This window comes from Streptomyces sp. NPDC026206 (assembly GCF_040638465.1).
Taxonomy (GTDB): domain Bacteria; phylum Actinomycetota; class Actinomycetes; order Streptomycetales; family Streptomycetaceae; genus Streptomyces.
The window spans coordinates 28276-45568 of sequence record NZ_JBEZYL010000016.1; the positions used below are offsets into that span (position 1 = coordinate 28276).

At 71.3% G+C, this 17293-nt stretch carries 16 protein-coding genes and 1 riboswitch; of the genes, 12 read left to right on the top strand and 4 right to left on the bottom strand.

Going from position 1 to position 17293, the window contains the following annotated elements; all coding sequences use genetic code 11:
• Positions 1-69 precede the first annotated feature (69 nt).
• The 3 genes from AB0F13_RS21455 (at position 70) to AB0F13_RS21465 (ending at position 3349) form a co-directional block, all read left to right on the top strand.
• Positions 70-525, top strand: a complete 456-nt coding sequence (locus AB0F13_RS21455; protein ID WP_362084515.1) for an Lrp/AsnC family transcriptional regulator — start codon at positions 70-72, stop codon at positions 523-525.
• A 246-nt stretch (positions 526-771) separates the two neighbouring features.
• On the top strand, positions 772-1572 hold the full coding sequence (locus tag AB0F13_RS21460; RefSeq protein ID WP_362084780.1) for a carbon-nitrogen hydrolase family protein: 801 nt from the start codon (positions 772-774) through the stop codon (positions 1570-1572).
• A 55-nt stretch (positions 1573-1627) separates the two neighbouring features.
• Positions 1628-3349, top strand: coding sequence for an NAD(P)/FAD-dependent oxidoreductase (locus tag AB0F13_RS21465; protein WP_362084518.1), 1722 nt, complete (start codon positions 1628-1630; stop codon positions 3347-3349).
• Between the two features lie 33 nt (positions 3350-3382).
• Here the strand turns inward: AB0F13_RS21465 and AB0F13_RS21470 are convergent, their stop codons facing one another.
• Both AB0F13_RS21470 and AB0F13_RS21475 read right to left on the bottom strand, forming a co-directional pair.
• Entirely contained in the window at positions 3383-4075 is a 693-nt protein-coding gene (locus AB0F13_RS21470; protein WP_362084521.1) for a DUF5995 family protein, read from the bottom strand.
• A 131-nt stretch (positions 4076-4206) separates the two neighbouring features.
• Complete coding sequence (locus AB0F13_RS21475; RefSeq protein WP_362084524.1) at positions 4207-5613, bottom strand: solute carrier family 23 protein; 1407 nt, start codon at positions 5611-5613, stop codon at positions 4207-4209.
• A 234-nt stretch (positions 5614-5847) separates the two neighbouring features.
• On the opposite strand from AB0F13_RS21475, the gene AB0F13_RS21480 reads away from it, so the two are divergent.
• Positions 5848-6774, top strand: a complete 927-nt coding sequence (locus tag AB0F13_RS21480; RefSeq protein ID WP_362084527.1) for a hypothetical protein — start codon at positions 5848-5850, stop codon at positions 6772-6774.
• A gap of 104 nt (positions 6775-6878) precedes the next feature.
• Here the strand turns inward: AB0F13_RS21480 and AB0F13_RS21485 are convergent, their stop codons facing one another.
• On the bottom strand, positions 6879-8087 hold the full coding sequence (locus AB0F13_RS21485; protein WP_362084529.1) for an MFS transporter: 1209 nt from the start codon (positions 8085-8087) through the stop codon (positions 6879-6881).
• A 45-nt stretch (positions 8088-8132) separates the two neighbouring features.
• The gene (locus AB0F13_RS21490) at positions 8133-10523 is read right to left on the bottom strand and encodes a glycosyl hydrolase family 18 protein (RefSeq protein ID WP_362084532.1); all 2391 of its coding nucleotides are present in this window, start codon (positions 10521-10523) and stop codon (positions 8133-8135) included.
• Positions 10524-10883: 360 nt separating this feature from the next.
• Positions 10884-11014, top strand: a riboswitch (FMN riboswitch).
• Positions 11015-11201: 187 nt separating this feature from the next.
• Here AB0F13_RS21490 and ribD point away from each other — a divergent pair.
• From ribD to AB0F13_RS21530, 8 genes are all read left to right on the top strand, one after another.
• On the top strand, positions 11202-12329 hold the full coding sequence (ribD, locus tag AB0F13_RS21495; RefSeq protein WP_362084535.1) for a bifunctional diaminohydroxyphosphoribosylaminopyrimidine deaminase/5-amino-6-(5-phosphoribosylamino)uracil reductase RibD: 1128 nt from the start codon (positions 11202-11204) through the stop codon (positions 12327-12329).
• A 1-nt stretch (position 12330) separates the two neighbouring features.
• Entirely contained in the window at positions 12331-12978 is a 648-nt protein-coding gene (locus AB0F13_RS21500; protein ID WP_362084538.1) for a riboflavin synthase, read from the top strand.
• Entirely contained in the window at positions 12975-13634 is a 660-nt protein-coding gene (locus AB0F13_RS21505) for a nicotinamide mononucleotide transporter family protein (protein ID WP_362084541.1), read from the top strand. The genes AB0F13_RS21500 and AB0F13_RS21505 overlap by 4 nt, the downstream gene beginning before the upstream one ends.
• Positions 13631-14926, top strand: a complete 1296-nt coding sequence (locus AB0F13_RS21510; RefSeq protein WP_362084544.1) for a bifunctional 3,4-dihydroxy-2-butanone-4-phosphate synthase/GTP cyclohydrolase II — start codon at positions 13631-13633, stop codon at positions 14924-14926. The genes AB0F13_RS21505 and AB0F13_RS21510 overlap by 4 nt, the downstream gene beginning before the upstream one ends.
• Positions 14927-14996: 70 nt before the next feature.
• Positions 14997-15485, top strand: coding sequence for a 6,7-dimethyl-8-ribityllumazine synthase (gene ribH / locus AB0F13_RS21515; protein WP_362084547.1), 489 nt, complete (start codon positions 14997-14999; stop codon positions 15483-15485).
• Positions 15486-15515: 30 nt separating this feature from the next.
• Positions 15516-15785 (top strand): phosphoribosyl-ATP diphosphatase, encoded by a 270-nt coding sequence (locus AB0F13_RS21520; RefSeq protein WP_071963644.1) that lies wholly within the window; start codon positions 15516-15518, stop codon positions 15783-15785.
• Positions 15786-15842: 57 nt separating this feature from the next.
• Positions 15843-16691, top strand: coding sequence for an ATP phosphoribosyltransferase (gene hisG, locus AB0F13_RS21525; RefSeq protein WP_362084550.1), 849 nt, complete (start codon positions 15843-15845; stop codon positions 16689-16691).
• A 35-nt stretch (positions 16692-16726) separates the two neighbouring features.
• Positions 16727-17170, top strand: coding sequence for a PH domain-containing protein (locus AB0F13_RS21530; protein WP_362084553.1), 444 nt, complete (start codon positions 16727-16729; stop codon positions 17168-17170).
• Positions 17171-17293 lie beyond the last annotated feature (123 nt).

Genomic DNA, 17293 nt, shown 5'->3' on the forward strand with positions numbered 1-17293 from the left:
GTACGGCCGGGTACGTGATCTACTGCTGGTAACGACAGCTGGTACCCGTAGAAAAGTGATCCACCCGCCGTGCGATTGAACGAGCTCGACGAACGCATCGTGCATGCCCTGGCCGAAGACGCCAGGCGCTCCTACGCCGACATCGGCGCGGAGGTCGGCCTGTCCGCGCCCGCCGTCAAACGGCGTGTGGACAGGCTGCGCGCCGAAGGCGCCATCACCGGCTTCACGGTACGCGTGGACCCGGCCGCGCTCGGCTGGGAGACCGAAGGCTTCATCGAGCTCTACTGCCGCCGCAACACCTCGCCCGAGGCCATCCACCGGGGCCTCTCCCGGTACCCGGAGGTGGCGTCGGCCTCCACCGTCACGGGGGAGGCCGACGCCATCGTCCAGATCTTCGCCTCGGACATGCGGCACTTCGAGCGCGTTCTGGAGCGCATCGCCGGGGAGCCCTTCGTGGAGCGCACGAAGTCGGTGCTGGTCCTCTCGCCCCTGCTGCGCCGTTTCACCTCCGGCGCGCCGTCCTGAGCCCCCCCGGCACGGCCGGAGGACGACTGTAGCGGGCCGCAGTAAGGGGCCCGGCCGGGCAGCCGCCCCCTACCCGGTGGCCCCGCGCAATGAATCGCCGCGAAGGAACGGAAAGGCGCAACGAATCGGGCGTCTGCGCGCAACGTCGGCGCCTTGTCGGGCGGAGAGCCCGGACCGTAACGTCAAGTCGTCATCAACACGGATGCGTGTGTGACCCTTCTGCCCGATCAGCCACCAGAGGAACGTATGACGCCGCTGCGCACCGCGCTGTACCAAGGTCCCAGCGGCGTTCCCTCCTCCACTGCCGACAGCCTCGACGCCCTGGCCGCCGCCGCCCGGCGGGCCGCCGCCGCCGGTGCCCGGCTGCTGCTCACCAATGAGCTGTACCTGACCGGCTACGCCCTCGGCGCGGCCGTCCGGGACCGTGCCGAGCCCGCCTCCGGCCCCGGCGCCGGTGCCGTCGCCCGCATCGCCACCGAGCACGGGCTGGCCATCGGCTACGGCTACCCCGAGCGCGACGGCGAGACGGTCTACAACTCGCTCCAGCTCATCGGCCCCGACGGGACCTCTCTCGCCAACTACCGCAAGACCCACCTCTTCGGCGAGTACGAGACGGCCAGCTTCACGCCCGGCCGTGACCCGCTCGTCCAGGCCGACTTCGGCGGCCTCCGGCTCGGGCTGCTGATCTGCTACGACGTCGAGTTCCCCGAGACCGTACGGGCCCACGCGCTGGCGGGCACCGAGCTGCTGCTCGCCCCCACCGCGCTGATGCGCCCCTACGAGATCGTGCCGCAGACGATCATTCCCGCGCGGGCGTGGGAGAGCCAGCTCTACATCGCCTACGCCAACCGCTGCGGCGCCGAGGGCGATCTCGCCTTCGCCGGGCTGTCCTGCCTCGCGGCCCCCGACGGAACCGTACGGGCGCGGGCCGGGGCCGGTGAGGACCTGATCGTCGCCGACGTCGACCCGGCGCTGCTGAAGGCCTCCCGCGCCGAGAACACCTATCTGAGCGATCGCCGCCCCGAGCTGTACGCCTCGCTCACCTGACCACGGGCTTCCCTCGCCCCGCCCACACCCCCTTGCCAGTAGGAGAGTCCAGCCGATGACGTCCACGGTGCCCACCGCCGTCCACGACGAGCACGAGCAGGTCCAGCCCGTCGAGCCGCCGATCACCATGTTCGGCCCGGACTTCCCCTTCGCCTACGACGACTTCCTCGCCCACCCGGCGGGTCTGGGCCAGATACCGGCCACCGAGCACGGCACCGAGGTCGCCGTCATCGGCGGCGGACTGTCGGGCGTCATCGCCGCGTACGAGCTGATGAAGATGGGCCTCAAGCCCGTCGTCTACGAGGCCGACCAGATCGGCGGCCGGCTGCGGACCGTCGGCTTCGAGGGCTGCTCCGCCACAGGTGAGGAAGGGGAGCTGACGGCCGAGATGGGCGCGATGCGCTTCCCGCCGTCCTCCACCGCCTTCCAGCACTACATCGACCTGGTGGGCCTGGAGACCAAGCCGTTCCCCAACCCGCTGGCGCCGGGAACCCCCTCCACGGTCGTCGACCTCAAGGGCGAGTCCCACTACGCGGAGACGGTCGAGGACCTGCCCCAGGTCTACCGCGACGTGGCGCAGGCCTGGAACGCCTGCCTGGAGGAGGGCGCGGACTTCTCCGACATGAACCGCGCCATGCGGGAGCGCGACGTGCCGCGCATCCGTGAGATCTGGGCGAAGCTCGTCGAGAAGCTCGACAACCAGACCTTCTACGGCTTCCTCTGCGAGTCGGAGGCCTTCAAGTCCTTCCGGCACCGGGAGATCTTCGGCCAGGTCGGCTTCGGCACCGGTGGCTGGGACACCGACTTCCCCAACTCCATCCTGGAGATCCTCCGCGTCGTCTACACCGAGGCCGACGACCACCACCGCGGCATCGTCGGCGGCAGCCAGCAGCTGCCGCTGCGCCTGTGGGAGCGCGAGCCGGAGAAGATCATCCACTGGGCGCAGGGCACCTCGCTGTCCTCGCTGCACGGCGGCGCGCCCCGTCCGGCCGTGACTCGTCTGCACCGCACGGCGGGCAACCGCATCACCGTCACCGACGCCACCGGCGACATCCGTACGTACCAGGCGGCGATCTTCACTGCCCAGTCCTGGATGCTGCTGTCGAAGATCGAGTGCGATGACTCGCTGTTCCCCATCGACCACTGGACGGCGATGGAGCGCACCCACTACATGGAGTCGTCCAAGCTGTTCGTGCCGGTGGACCGGCCGTTCTGGCTGGACAAGGATGAGGAGACGGGGCGGGACGTCATGTCGATGACGCTCACCGACCGTATGACGCGCGGCACCTACCTGCTGGACAACGGGCCGGACAAGCCCGCTGTCATCTGCCTCTCCTACACCTGGTGCGACGACAGCCTCAAGTGGCTGCCGCTCTCGGCGAACGAGCGCATGGAGGTCATGCTCAAGTCGCTCCGCGAGATCTACCCCAAGGTCGACATCCGCAAGCACATCATCGGCAACCCGGTGACGGTCTCCTGGGAGAACGAGCCCTACTTCATGGGCGCGTTCAAGGCCAACCTCCCCGGGCACTACCGCTACCAGCGGCGACTGTTCACCCACTTCATGCAGGACCGCCTGCCCGAGGACAAGCGGGGCATCTTCCTCGCCGGCGACGACATCTCCTGGACCGCCGGCTGGGCCGAGGGCGCCGTCCAGACCGCGCTCAACGCGGTGTGGGGCGTCATGCGCCAGTTCGGCGGGGCCACGGACGGCACCAACCCCGGTCCGGGTGACGTCTACGACGAGATCGCGCCCGTCGAGCTGCCGGAGGACTGAGGCCGGGAGTGGCGCGCGCGGTCCGTGCGCGCGTCAGCCCAGCGGTGTGAGGAGGCAGCGGCCGACCATGCCGACGCTCGCGTCGACGCGGTCGGTGAGCTCCTCGACCAGATCGGGCAGCTCACGCATGGCCCACAGCGCGCGGAACGAGGCCCAGGCCGCGTTCCGCGCGGCCTCCAGCGTCCATGAGCCGACCAGGTGGGTGAGCGGGTCCGCGACGTCCAGCAGGTCGGGCCCCGGCATGAGCTCCTCGCGGATGCGCTCCTCCATGGCGACGAGCATGGCGCCGATCCGGTGGAAGTCGCCCTCGAGGGCGCGCGGCTCGGCGTCCAGCGCCCGGCAGGTGTCGGCCAGGGCCAGGGCCAGGTCGTGGCCGATGTGGGCGTTGATCCCCGCAAGCGCGAACTGCAGGGGCTGGACGGCCGGGTGGCCCCGCAGCTGGAACAGCGGCCGCCAGCAGGCCGGCGGCAGGCGGCCCTTGGAGGCCTGGTCGACGGCGTGCAGATAGCGCTTGGCGAAGCGCACATCGAGCTCTGCCGTCGCCTGCCGGTTCCGGAAGCCGCCCAGCGACACCCGGCGGCCGACCTCCTCCGTGACCGCCAGATACACCCGGTTGAACACCGCCACCCCGTCCCTCGGCGGAAGCGCGGCGTCGAGCCCCCGCATCCGCGCCAGTACCCCGTCGATGCCGGCGGGCACCGCCGGCTGCGCCCGCGTCATCGTCATATGCACAGAGTGACAGTCGAATACGGAGCGTAGGCGCGAGTGGCGGATAGTTAACCAGAACGGGTGAACGAGGGCGGGGTTCGTGCCGCTTCGTCACGCTGCGTGCCCGGCCGCCGTGCCGGGCGGGGCGGTCACACGCCGTGCGGCACGGCGCCCGTGTTGCCCGTGCCGTCGTCGTAGCCGCTCGTGCCGGAGTCCAGCAAGGGCTCCTGCTCCTTGAGGTGGGCCGGGGCCAGGGCGCGCAGCGCGTGGTAGCCGCTGATCACCACGATCGTGCCGAGGGCGATGCCGCTGAGCTCGAAGTTCTGGCTGATCTTGAGGCTCACGCCGCCGATGCCGATGATGATGCCCGCCGCGACCGGGACCAGGTTCAGCGGATTGCGCAGGTCGACCTTGTTGTGGACCCAGATCTGCGCGCCGAGCAGCCCGATCATGCCGTAGAGGATCACGGTGATGCCGCCCAGCACGCCGCCCGGGATGGCCGCGACGACCGCCCCGAACTTGGGGCAGAGGCCGAAGAGCAGCGCGAAGCCGGCCGCGGCCCAGTAGGCGGCGGTGGAGTACACGCGGGTGGCCGCCATGACGCCGATGTTCTCGGAGTACGTGGTGTTGGCCGGGCCCCCGACCGCGGTGGAGAGCACGGTCGCCGCGCCGTCCGCGGCGATCGCGGTGCCCAGCTGGTCGTCCAGCGGGTCGCCGGTCATCTCGCCGACGGCCTTGACGTGGCCGGCGTTCTCCGCGATCAGTGCGATCACCACCGGAAGCGCGACCAGCGCCGCCGACCAGCCGAAGGCGGGCGCGTGCAGCGAGGGCAGGCCGGTCCAGTCGGCCTTGCCCACGGCCGACAGGTCCAGGCGCCAGTGGTCGACGGCCTGCGCGCCGCCGTGCACCGAGTGGATCTTGCCGAAGACCCGGTCGAAGACCCAGGAGACCGCATACCCGAAGAGCAGTCCGAGGAAGATCGCGACACGGGACCAGAAGCCCCGCAGGCACACCACCGCGAGCCCGGTGAAGAGCATCGTCAGCAGCGCCGTCCACTGGTCCTGCGGCCAGTACGTACTCGCGGTCACCGGCGCCAGGTTGAAGCCGATCAGCATGACGACCGCACCGGTGACCACCGGCGGCATCGCCGCGTGGATGATCCGCGCACCGAACCTCCGCACCGCGAGGCCGCTCAGGAACAACGCCACACCGACCACGAGGATCGCGCCCGTGACGGCCGCGCTGTCGCCGCCCTGGGCCCGGATGATCGCGGCGACACCGACGAAGGAGAGGCTGCAGCCCAGGTAGCTGGGCACCCGGCCGCGCGTCGCCAGCAGGAAGATGATCGTCGCGACGCCCGACATCATGATGGCGAGATTGGGGTCCAGGCCCATGAGCACCGGAGCCACGAAGGACGCCCCGAACATCGCCACCACGTGCTGCGCGCCCAGGCCCGCGGTGCGCGGCCACGAGAGCCGTTCATCCGGTCTGACCACTGCCCCGGGGGCGGGGGTGCGCCCGTCGCCGTGCAGAGTCCAGCGCACCCCGAGGCCCATGACCGCTCCGTAACTGTTCGCGTTGTCGTGATCCGGACCATGCTAAGCCGGGCCGGCCGGTGCTCCTCGCCCTCGTCGGAGCGCTTCCGGGGCCCTCCGGACCCCTCTCGCGCGTTGCTGCGATCGGCCCAATTGGCAGCTCGTAGGGCTGTATGGCCACGACCGCCGGATGTTTATCAGTTCATGCGAGGTATGCGTCTGAGTGTCCGATTTCCTGCAATTCAGGAGACACACATGCGCAAGCTCGTCGGCCGCACCGCGGCCGCCGCGATCCTCGCCGGCGCCACCATTGTTCCGGTCGCCGGAGTGGCCCAGGCCGCGCCGCAGGTCGCGTCCGGCAACCAGGCGTGGACCTGGGACGACGACCACGGTGACCGCGACAAGGGCCGTGACCGCGACCGTGACCGTGACAAGGACAAGGGCCACGACAAGGGCCGTGACAAGGACCGGGACAAGGACAACGGTCGCAAGGACCGTGACCGCGACAAGGACCGGGACTGCGACCACGGCCGCAAGGACCGTGACCGCGACAAGGACCGCGACAAGGACCGGGACTGCGACCACGGCCGCAAGGACCGCGACCGCGACCGCGACAAGGACCGCGACCGCGACAAGGACCGGGACTGCGACCACGGCCGCAAGGACCGCGACCGTGACCGCGACCGCGACAAGGACCGGGACTGCGACCACGGCCGCAAGGACCACGACCGCGGCCACTACCGCCACGGCGACTACAGCCGCCACGACTACATCCGCCACGACAGCTGGGGCGGTGGCGGCTGGGGCAAGTGGGGAGATTGGAGCGGCATTTGGATCGGTAAGTGGAAGAACCACGGCCACGACGGCTGGGGTGGCGGCCACGGCGGCCACGGCGGCCACGACAAGTGGGGTGGCGGCCACGGCGGCCACGACAAGTGGGGTGGCGGCCACGGCGGATGGGGCGGCGGTTGGGGCGGCGGCCACAACGACGACCACGACCGCTGGGGCGGCGGCCACGGCGACGACCATGACCGCTGGGGCGGCGGCCACAACAAGAGGGACTGCGACGACAAGTGGGACCGCGGCCGGGACCACGACGGCGGCCGGGACCACGACGGCGGCCGCGACTGCGGCCACAACAAGCACCACGGTGGCTACCACGGCTGGGCCATCGTGATGTGACGTTCCGCGCCTGACGGTTCCCCTCCACCGCGGGCCGTGGCCGACCCCCTCCGGGGCCCGGCACACGGCCCGCGGCGGCGTCTGCGGGAAGCGGACAGGAACCCTCAGCGCTCGGCGGCCGCGGCGGTACGGGCCACGGCGGCGGCATCCCGCGCCGGGGCCCGCAGCACGCCCGCACCTGCCACCAGCCCGGCGGCCAGCACGGTCACCAGGCCGAAGGACACCACGAGCGACGTGGCGTTCGCGATCTGCCCGATGGCGGCAGGCGCCACCAGCCCCGACGTGTAAGTGATGGTGGCCACGCCCGCGATCGCCCGGCCGGCGTCCGGCCCGCTGCGCCCCGCCGCCGCGAAGGCCAGCGGAACGACGACGGCGATGCCCAGCCCCAGCAGGCCGAAGCCGGCTATGGCCGGCAGCGGATGGGCCGCGAGGACCACCAGCAGCCCGCCACCGGCCGCCAGCACGCCCCCCGCCCGTACGGTGCGTACCGGACCGAACCGCCGCACCGCCGCGTCGCCCGCCAGCCGGGCCACCGCCATCGTGCAGGCGAAGGCCGTGGTGCAGGCGGCGGCCACGCCCGGCCCGGAGCCGATGACGTCGCGGAGGTAGACCGCCGACCAGTCCAGGCTCGCCCCCTCGGCGAAGACCGCGCAGAAACCGACCGCCCCGATGATCACCGCCGAGCGCGGCGGCAGGGCCAAGCGCGGCGGCGGATGCTCGTCCACGGCGCTGCGCACGTCCAGTGCCCAGCGGCAGGCGACCGAGCCGAGCCCGACGAGCAGGCCGGCCGCCAGTCCGAGATGGACACGGGCGTCCGTGCCGGCCTGCGCGGCGACCGTGCCCGCCGCCGACCCCACGAGCGCACCGGCACTCCACATGCCGTGCAGCCCCGACATGATCGAGCGGCCCAGCCGCTCCTCGGTCTCCACGCCGAGCGCGTTCATGGCCACGTCCGCCATGCCCGACGCCGCCCCGTACACCGCCAGCGCCGCACAGAGCGTGAGCATGCCGGGGGAGAGTGCGGGCAGCGCCAAGGAGGCGCACCACAGGGCGAGCAGGGCACGCAACGCCGTGCGCGAACCGAAGCGGTGGCTGACGCTCCCCGCGAGCGGCATCGTCAGCGACGCGCCGATCGCGGGGAAGGCCAGGGCGAGGCCCAGCCGGCCGGCGCTGATGCCGACGTGTTCCTGGATCCAGGGGACGCGGGTGGCGAAGGTGCCGGTGACCGCACCGTGCACGGCGAAGATCGCCGCCATCGCGATCCGCGCCCTGCGCACCCGGGCGTCCGCGGGATCCGTGGTGTCCGTGCCCATACCGCTCCTCGCCGGGTCCCGGTCCGCTTGCCGGCTCTCAGTGCATCAGCAGGTGCCCAGGTCCTGCCAGACCCCCCATTCGCCGGTGGTTCCCGGTTCCTCGCCCTGGGTCCACCACTTGGCCTTCCACGAGCGGGCCTTCCACGAGACGGTGGCGCCGCCGCTGTAGGCGGCCGCCTTGTCCCAGGCCGGCGCGGCGCAGGTGCCGCCGGTGGGTGTGCCCGTCGGGGTGGGGGTCGCGGTGCCCGTCGGGGTGGGCGTGGAGCCGCCCGGCTCGACCACCGTCGTGCCGCGGGCCAGGTCGCCGGCCAGCGCGTAGGTTCTGCCGGCGAAGGTCACCGTCCAGTTGGAGGGCGTCGACGCCGGCAGGTAGTAGACGAAGTCGATGTCCGCCGAGGCCCCCGGTGCCAGCGGCTGGGAAGCCGGCAGCTTCACCGACACCCGGTTGTAGTCGCCCTTCAGGCCGCCGATGTTGTTCGGTGCCGAGTGGTCGCTGCGGATGACCTTCAGTCCCCAGCCCGACTGGTCCTTGGCGTTGCCGGGAGCGGAACTGGCGTAGTCGAACTGGAACTCCGAGCCGCCGGGGATGGTGGTCCTGGTGTTGTTGGTGAGGTGGATCTTCGGGTTGATCGGATAGTTGGAGTCGCCCAGGGGAAAGCCGGTGACGCTCACCCCGATGTCGATCGCCTGGCCGGGCACGTCGGTCGTCGCCCGCTTCGCCCCGTAGGCGGGGGCCGACTTGAACGCGTCGTACATCGCGGTGGTGAGCGTGGAGCCGGGCTCGTACTGCCCCTTGCCCGCGTTCCAGCCGTAGTCGCCCGCGAGCTCCCAGACCATCGTGCCGCCGAGCCCTTTGTCCACGACGTACTGGGCCTTGGCCTTCACCGACTGCTCGTCCTCCGTTGAGAGGAAGACCCTCTTGTCGGCGTTCCAGAGCCAGGGCGCGGTCAGTGTGGCGTCGTAGCGCCGGGCGTAGGTGCCGGTGGGCTTGGTACCCGCCGGGAAGCCGTAGCGGCCGAGGTAGTCCCCGGCGACGCCCTTCTCCAGGTTCTTCGCGTGCCACATCGGGTTGGACCCGGCGGGGGACTCCTTGCCGTCGTCGTCCTTGTCGTGCCAGAGGTTGTCGATGCCGACCGCGCCGTCACCGCAGGTGGTCAGCCCCGAACCGGCCGGGCAGGCCGTGGTCTTCGCCGTTCCCCACAGGCCGTCCGCGCCGCCGGTGACGTTCTTCCAGCCGCGCGTGTAGTACGGCAGGCCGAGGTTGATCCGCCCGGCGGGCAGCGCGCCGCGGAAGTAGTGGTACGCCCAGTCACCGTTGAGGTAGCCGATGCCGCCGTACTGGGCGGCGCCGTAGACGCCCCACTTGGCGAGCTCGGCGTCCTTCCCGTCGTCGTACAGCGCGGCGTTCGGGCCGGTGAACTCGTTCCAGGCGCCGTGCAGGTCGTAGGACATCACGTTGACGTAGTCCAGGAATTTCGTGGTCTGGTACGTCTCCATGCCGCGCAGCAGATAGCCGGACGAGGGCGCGGCGACGGACAGCAGATAGTGCCTGCCGTCGGCGGCACCGGCCCGGTCGAGTTTCTCGCGCAGCGTCTTCATCAGGGCCGCATAACCCTTGTTGAGTCCGCCGCGCCGGGCGTTGGCCAGAGTCCAGTCCTTGGGGTTCCCGGCATCCTTCATCGAGGTCGGGTACTCGTAGTCGATGTCGACGCCGTTGAATCCGTACTTCTTGACGAAGGCGACGGCCGAATCCGCGAAGGTGTCGATCCCGGCCTGGTTGACCGATCCGTCGGCGTTCGTCGCCGTCCTGTAGAAGCCGCCGGAATCGACGCGCTTGCCGTTCTCGTCGATATAGCCGCCGGTCTCCGCCCAGCCGCCCACCGATATGAGCGTCTTCACCTGCGGATGCTGTTTCTTGAATTTGTTCAGGAGGTTGAAGTGGCCCTTGTAGGGGAGGGCCGGGTCCATTTCTGCGCCGGCGACGCCCGGCCAGGTCATTCCGGTCGCGGGGTTGCCGGCGCCGTCCGCGCCGACGGAGATCTTGTCGTCCGGGCCGACGTGCGCGAAGGCGTAGTTGAGGTGGGTGACCTTGTCCCAGGGGACGTCGGGGGCGAGGTAGGCGGGCGTGCCGTCCTTGCCGGTGCGCCAGCCGGTGAAGTAGCCGATGACGCGGCGCTGGTGGTCGGCGCCCATCTTCTCGCGGCCGGCGGCGTCGTAGACCGAACAGTAGGGGACGTCGGTGCCCGGGGTGCTGTAGAGGCCGTCGGGGCGGCAGGCGGACTGGTCCTCGGCGTGCGAGACGGCCACGGACAGGGTGCCGGCGAGCAGCCCGGCCAGAGCGGTGCCCGCCGATGCGAGGGCGACGCCTCTGCGGGTGCGGGGTCTGAGGGGTCTCTTGCGGAACAACACGGTCGGGTCCTCCAGTGGGGGGCTCATGAGAGCGGTGCGTGGGGGGTGTGCGACGTGCTGTGGCCCGTGGTGCGCGCGTACCGGCGGGCCGTACTCCTCGGAGGTGTGGCAGAGGTTAAGAGGACTAGACCAGTGCGTCAATAGGTATGGACCAAGTGCGCGGTCCCGGGGGCCGGGGCGGCGCCGGCCGCGAGCCGATGCGGGCACGGTGGGAGCCCAGTGCGGGCCCGGTGCGATCCGGGTGTCAGGCGGGTGTGAGGCGGCGCACTCTGTCAAGTCCCCGTGGACACCGCGCCGCCGGGCGGCGTACGCTCGGACTCGTCGAAGCTGCGGAGGGCATGAAGCCGCAGGTCAGACACCTGTACCATTGATGATCCATTATTTACGCAGCGCACTCCGGGGTCGGTGAAAGTCCGAACCGGCGGTTACAGTCCGCGACCCGTCCGCAGCCAGCGGCCGGTTGACCAGGTGAAATTCCTGGACCGACGGTTAAAGTCCGGATGGGAGGCAGTGCGCGGCGGGCACGCATCGGCACACCGCCACAGGTGACGCGGATGGGTGGCACCCTTTCCCGGGCGCTCCCGGGATCCGGCCACCCTCTCCTCGCGTCCCCCGGCTCTGTGATCTTCGTTGCGGTGTACCCGCTCAATCGTCGTCCCGTACGACAGCCCCGGAGTCCGTGCCCGAAGAGGCAGGAGGACCCCGGTGGCCACCGCGACCGAAGCCGATGCGATGCGACGCGCCATCGCGCTCGCCGCGCGCGCTCTCGGCTCGACCAGCCCCAACCCCGTCGTCGGCTGCGTCCTCCTGGACGAGCGCGGCCGCACGGTCGGCGAGGGCCGGCACCAGCGCGCGGGTGGCCCGCACGCCGAGGTCGAGGCCCTGCGCGCCGCCGCCGAGGCCGGCCACGACGTCCGGGGCGGCACCGCCGTCGTCACCCTCGAACCCTGCAACCACACCGGCCGCACCGGCCCCTGCGTGCAGGCCCTCGTCGAGGCGGGCATCGCCCGCGTCGTCTACGCCGTCGCCGACCCCAACCCGACCGCCACCGGCGGCGCCGCCAGCCTCGAGGCCGCGGGCGTCGACGCCGAGGGCGGACTGCTGGCGGACGAGGCCGCGGCCGGCAACGCCGCCTGGCTCACCTCCGTGCTGCACAAGCGCCCCTTCGTGGTGTGGAAGTACGCCGCCACCCTCGACGGCCGCAGCGCCGCCGCCGACGGCACCAGCCGCTGGATCTCCTCCGCCGAGTCCCGCGCCGACGTACACCGGCTGCGCGCCGAGTCCGACGCCGTCGTCGTCGGCTCCGGCACGCTGCGCGCCGACGACCCGCACCTGGCCGTGCGCGGCCCCGTGCCCGGCCGGGACCCCGTCACCCAGCCGCTGCGCGTCGTCGTCGACACCCGGGCGACGATCATGCCGAATGCCCGGGTCCTCGATGACGCGGCACCGACGCTGATCGTCGTCGGCGAGGATGCCGACACCCGGCATCTGCCCGGCGCCGAGATCGCCCGGCTGCCCGGCGACAAGACCGGGATCGGCGTCCACACCCTGCTCGCCGAGCTCTACGGACGCGGCGTGCACTCCGTCCTGCTGGAGGGCGGCTCCACCCTCGCCGGCTCCTTCCTGGCCGCCGGCGCCGTGGACCGTGTCATCGGCTACCTGGCCCCCGCGCTGCTGGGCGCCGGGCCGTCCGCACTCGGCGACGCCGGAATCGGCACCATCGCGCACGCGCTGCGCCTGGACGTCACCGACGTCACCCGGCTCGGCCCCGACCTGCGGATCACCGCCACCCCCACTGCCCCTGTCCCCGTCTCCGCCACCGAGGAGAGCTGAAGTGTTCACCGGAATCGTCGAAGAGCTGGGTGAGATCGTCGCCGTCGAGGAACACGGCGACTCTCCCCCGACTGCCGATGGGCAGATGCCCACTCGCTCCGCTCGCTTCCGGCTGCGCGGCCCCGTCGTCACCGAAGGCGCCAAGCACGGCGACTCGATCGCGGTCAACGGCGTCTGCCTCACCGTCGTCGAGACCGAGGCCGGTGAGTTCACGGCCGACGTCATGGCCGAGACCCTCAGCCGCTCCAGCCTCGGCGCCCTCGTCCCCGGCTCCCGCGTCAACCTCGAACGCCCCATGGCGCTCGGCGGACGCCTCGGCGGCCACCTCGTACAGGGCCACGTGGACGGCACCGGCACCATCGTCGAGCGCGTGCCCGGCGACAACTGGGAGATCGTGAAGATCGCCCTTCCGGCCGGGCTCGCCCGCTACGTCGTGGAGAAGGGCTCCATCACCGTCGACGGCGTGAGCCTGACCGTCGTCGAGGCCGGGGACGACTACTTCACCGTCAGCCTCATCCCCACCACCCTCGACCTCACCACACTCGGCATCAAGCAGGCCGGCGAGCCGGTCAACCTCGAAGTGGACGTCCTCGCCAAGTACGTCGAGCGGCTCCTGGGGCAGCGCGGCGCGAAGGAGCCGGTCGCATGAGCGCCCTCGACTGGCTCAACGGAGAGGCGTTCGCCGCATTCGGCCAGCACGTGATCTGGTCCGACATGATCGGCAACTCCGTCGGCCTGGCCGCCCTCGCCCTCGGCTGGCGCCGCTCCATATGGACCTGGCCCGCCCAGTTCCTCTCCGGCGTCATCCTCGTCGCCGCCTACGCCTCCGCCCATCTCAGCGGTGGCATAGGCAAGCAGCTCCTGGTCATTGCCGTCGCCGTGTGGGGCTGGCGGCAGTGGGCCGGCGGCCGGCGGGCCGCCCAGGACGGCTCCATCGCCGTCCGTTTCGCCTCCTGGCGCGAGCGGCTCCTGCTGCTCGCCGGCACGGCTGTCGGCACGCTCGCCGTCGGCACCCTGTTCACCGCCGTACCCGAACTGTCCTGGAACCCCTGGCCGGACGCGTACATCTTCGTCGGCACCCTCGCCGCGATGGTCGCCCAGGCCCGTGGGCTCGTGGAGTTCTGGTTCGCCTGGCTGCTGGTCGATGTGGTCGGCGTCCCGCTCGCCTTCGACAGCGGGCTCGCCTTCTCCGGCCTCGTCTACATCGTCTACCTCGTCCTCGTCCTGTGGGGCATGCGCGACTGGTGGCTTCGTTCGCGGGCGAGCGCCGAGCCCGCAACCGTTCCGGAAGGAGTAGCGGCATGACCGCCGTACAGAGCTGGTACGACACCGACAACGAGGACGCCGACGTGCTCACGCTCGACCCCGTCGAGCGGGCCATCGCCGACATGGCGGCAGGCCGGCCCGTCGTCGTCGTGGACGACGCCGACCGCGAGAACGAGGGCGACCTGATCGTCGCCGCGCAGAAGGTCACCACCGAGATCGTGGCCTTCATGATGAGCGAGTGCCGCGGCCTGATCTGCGTGCCCATGGAGGAGTCCGACATCGACCGGCTCGACCTGCCGCAGATGGTCGAGCAGAACACCGAGTCGATGCGCACCGCCTTCACCGTCTCCGTCGACGCCGCCCGCGCCCACGGCACCGACACCGGCATCTCCGCCGCCGACCGGGCCACCACCATCCGGCTGCTGGCCGACCCCGCCGCCGTGCCCGGCGACTTCGTCCGCCCCGGGCACGTCTTCCCGCTGCGCGCCAAGCCCGGCGGCGTCCTGGTCCGCAACGGCCACACCGAGGCCGGCATCGACCTGGCCCGCCTCGCCGGGCTGCGCCCGGCCGCCGCGATCGTGGAGATCGCGGGCGAGGACGGCGCCATGCTGCGCCTGCCCGAACTGGTCCCCTTCGCCCGCAAGCACGGCCTGTCGATCATCTCCATCGAGGACCTGATCGCCTACCGCAAGTCCTCCGAGCCCACCGTCCGCCGCGAGGCAGCCACCCGGCTGCCCACCGCCTTCGGCGAGTTCCGCGCGTACGGGTACCGCTCCACCGTCGACGGCGTCGAGCACATCGCCCTCGTCGCCGGCGACCTCGGCGACGGCGAGGACGTGCTGGTGCGCGTCCACTCCGAGTGCCTGACCGGCGACGTCTTCGGCTCGCTGCGCTGCGACTGCGGCCCCCAGCTGCAGGCCTCCCTGGAGCGCATCACCGCCGAGGGGCGCGGCGTCGTGCTGTACCTGCGCGGTCACGAGGGGCGCGGCATCGGCCTGCTGCCCAAGCTGCGCGCCTACGAGCTCCAGGAGGACGGCCGCGACACGCTCGACGCCAACCTCGAACTGGGCCTGCCGGCCGACGCCCGCGACTACGCCGCGGGTGCGCAGATCCTCACCGACCTCGGCGTGCGCTCGCTGCGCCTGCTGACCAACAACCCCGACAAGACCGCCGCCCTCGTACGGCACGGGCTGCGGGTCACCGGCCGGGAGCCCATGCCCGTCCAGGCCGGCGAGCACAACCTGCGCTACCTGCGCACCAAGCGGGACCGCATGGGACACGACCTGCCCTGGCTGGACGCCGAACACGTGTCCGCCTGCGGCAACCAGTGACCGACACCGACCGACTGACCGACCGAACGAACGCCATACCGACCGGCGTACCGACCGAGGAGAGCGACACGTGAGCGGCAAGGGTGCCCCCGAGCTGAGTGTGAAGAACTGCCAGGACCTGCGGGTGGCCGTCATCGCCGCGCAGTGGCACGAGAAGGTGATGGACGGCCTCGTCGACGGCGCCCTGCGGGCCCTGCACGACCTCGGCATCGACGAGCCCACCCTGCTGCGCGTCCCCGGCAGCTGGGAGCTGCCGGTCGTCGCCAAGGTCCTCGCCGGACGCGGCTACGACGCCGTCGTCGCCCTGGGCGTCGTCATCCGCGGCGGCACGCCTCACTTCGACTACGTCTGCGAAGGCGTGACCCAGGGACTCGCCCAGGTCTCCGTCGACACCGGCGTCCCCGTCGGTTTCGGCGTCCTGACCTGTGACACCGAGGAACAGGCCCTGGACCGGGCCGGGCTGGAGGGCTCGGCCGAGGACAAGGGCCACGAAGCCGTCTCCGCGGCCGTCGCCACGGCGGTCATCCTGCGCTCCGTGTCCAAGCCCGGGCACAGGTAGCGGGGCCGGACCCCGTAGGGTAGGACCACCATGTCCAAGAAGACGTTCGAGGAGCTCTTCGCCGAGCTCCAGCAGAAGGCCTCCGGCGACCCCGCCACCTCCCGCACAGCCGAGCTGGTGGGCAAGGGTGTGCATGCCATCGGCAAGAAGGTCGTCGAGGAGGCCGCCGAGGTGTGGATGGCCGCCGAGTACGAAGGCGCCGAGGCCACGGCCGAGGAGATCTCCCAGTTGCTGTACCACCTTCAGGTGATGATGGTGGCCCGGGGGATCTCCCTGGACGACGTATACGCTCACCTCTGACCGGCACGACCCTCCTCTTCCGCACCACTACCTCAACGCACAAAGGAAACCGACCTCATGCTGCGCATCGCCGTACCCAACAAGGGTTCTCTCTCCGAGCCTGCGTCGGCGATGCTCCATGAGGCCGGCTACCGCCAGCGCAAGGACCGCAGGGAACTCGTCCTCGTCGACGCCGGCAACGAGGTCGAGTTCTTCTTCCTGCGCCCCCGCGACATCGCGGTCTACGTCGGCTCCGGCAAGCTCGACATCGGCATCACCGGCCGTGACCTGCTGCTCGACTCCGGCTCCCGGGCCGAGGAGATCATGCAGCTCGGCTTCGCCGGGTCGACCTTCCGCTACGCCACCCGCCCGGGCACGGCGAAGGACGTCAGCGAGTTCGGCGGCATGACCATCGCCACCTCCTTCTCCGGCCTGGTCACCAAGCACCTCGCCGACAACGGCGTCGACGCCTCCGTCGTCCACCTCGACGGGGCCGTCGAGACCGCCATCCAGCTCGGCGTCGCCGAGGTCATCGCGGACGTCGTCGAGACCGGCACCACCCTGCGCAACGCCGGCCTGGAGATCATCGGCGAGCCGATCCTGAAGTCCGAGGCCGTCGTCATCCGGCGCCACGGCGCCCCCGCCGACGACCCCAAGGTCCAGCAGTTCCTCCGCCGCATGCAGGGCGTCCTTGTCGCCCGGCGCTACGTGATGATGGACTACGACATCCGTGTCGAGCAGGTCGAGCGCGCCGTCGCCCTCACCCCCGGCCTGGAGTCGCCGACGGTCTCGCCGCTGCACCACGAGGGCTGGGTCGCGGTCCGCTCCATGGTCCCGGCCCAGGACGCCCAGCGCGTCATGGACGAGCTGTACGACCTGGGCGCCCGCGCCATCCTCACCACGGGCATCCACGCCTGCCGCCTGTGACCCCCGGTCCGTACAGCAAGAAGAGAACCCACGACGTGTCCACCCCCGAGCTGCCCGTCACCTTCCGGCCGACCCGCACCCGGATCGTGCTGCTGAGCACCGGCGGCGCCCTGCTCGCCGTGCTCACGGCGCTCTCGCTGATGCTGGAGTCGTTCACCACGGCGGACCGGGTCACGTTCATCGGCACCGGGCTGCTCGGCCTGGCCGTACTCGCGCTGCTCAGCCGCCCCAAGGTCGTCGCCACCGAGGACGGCGTCACCGTCACCAACCTGACGACGACCCGGCGGCTGGCCTGGGCCCAGATCGTGCGGGTCAACCTGCGCGCCGGCGACCCGTGGGTCTACCTCGACCTCTCCGACGGCACGAGCCTGCCCGCCATGGGCATCCAGACGGGCATCGCCAAGCAGCAGGCCATCGCCGACGCCCGCGCGCTGCGCGTGCTCGCCGAGACGCACGGCACGGGCCGGTCCGCGGCCTGATTCGGTACTGCTCCCGGTTCCATGATTACTCTGGTGCCACGGGCACACACGTGCCCCGCCCCCACAGGGGGACACCTGCGAACCGAGGAGTGACTTACTCCGGCAATGGACGGACCGTCCTGT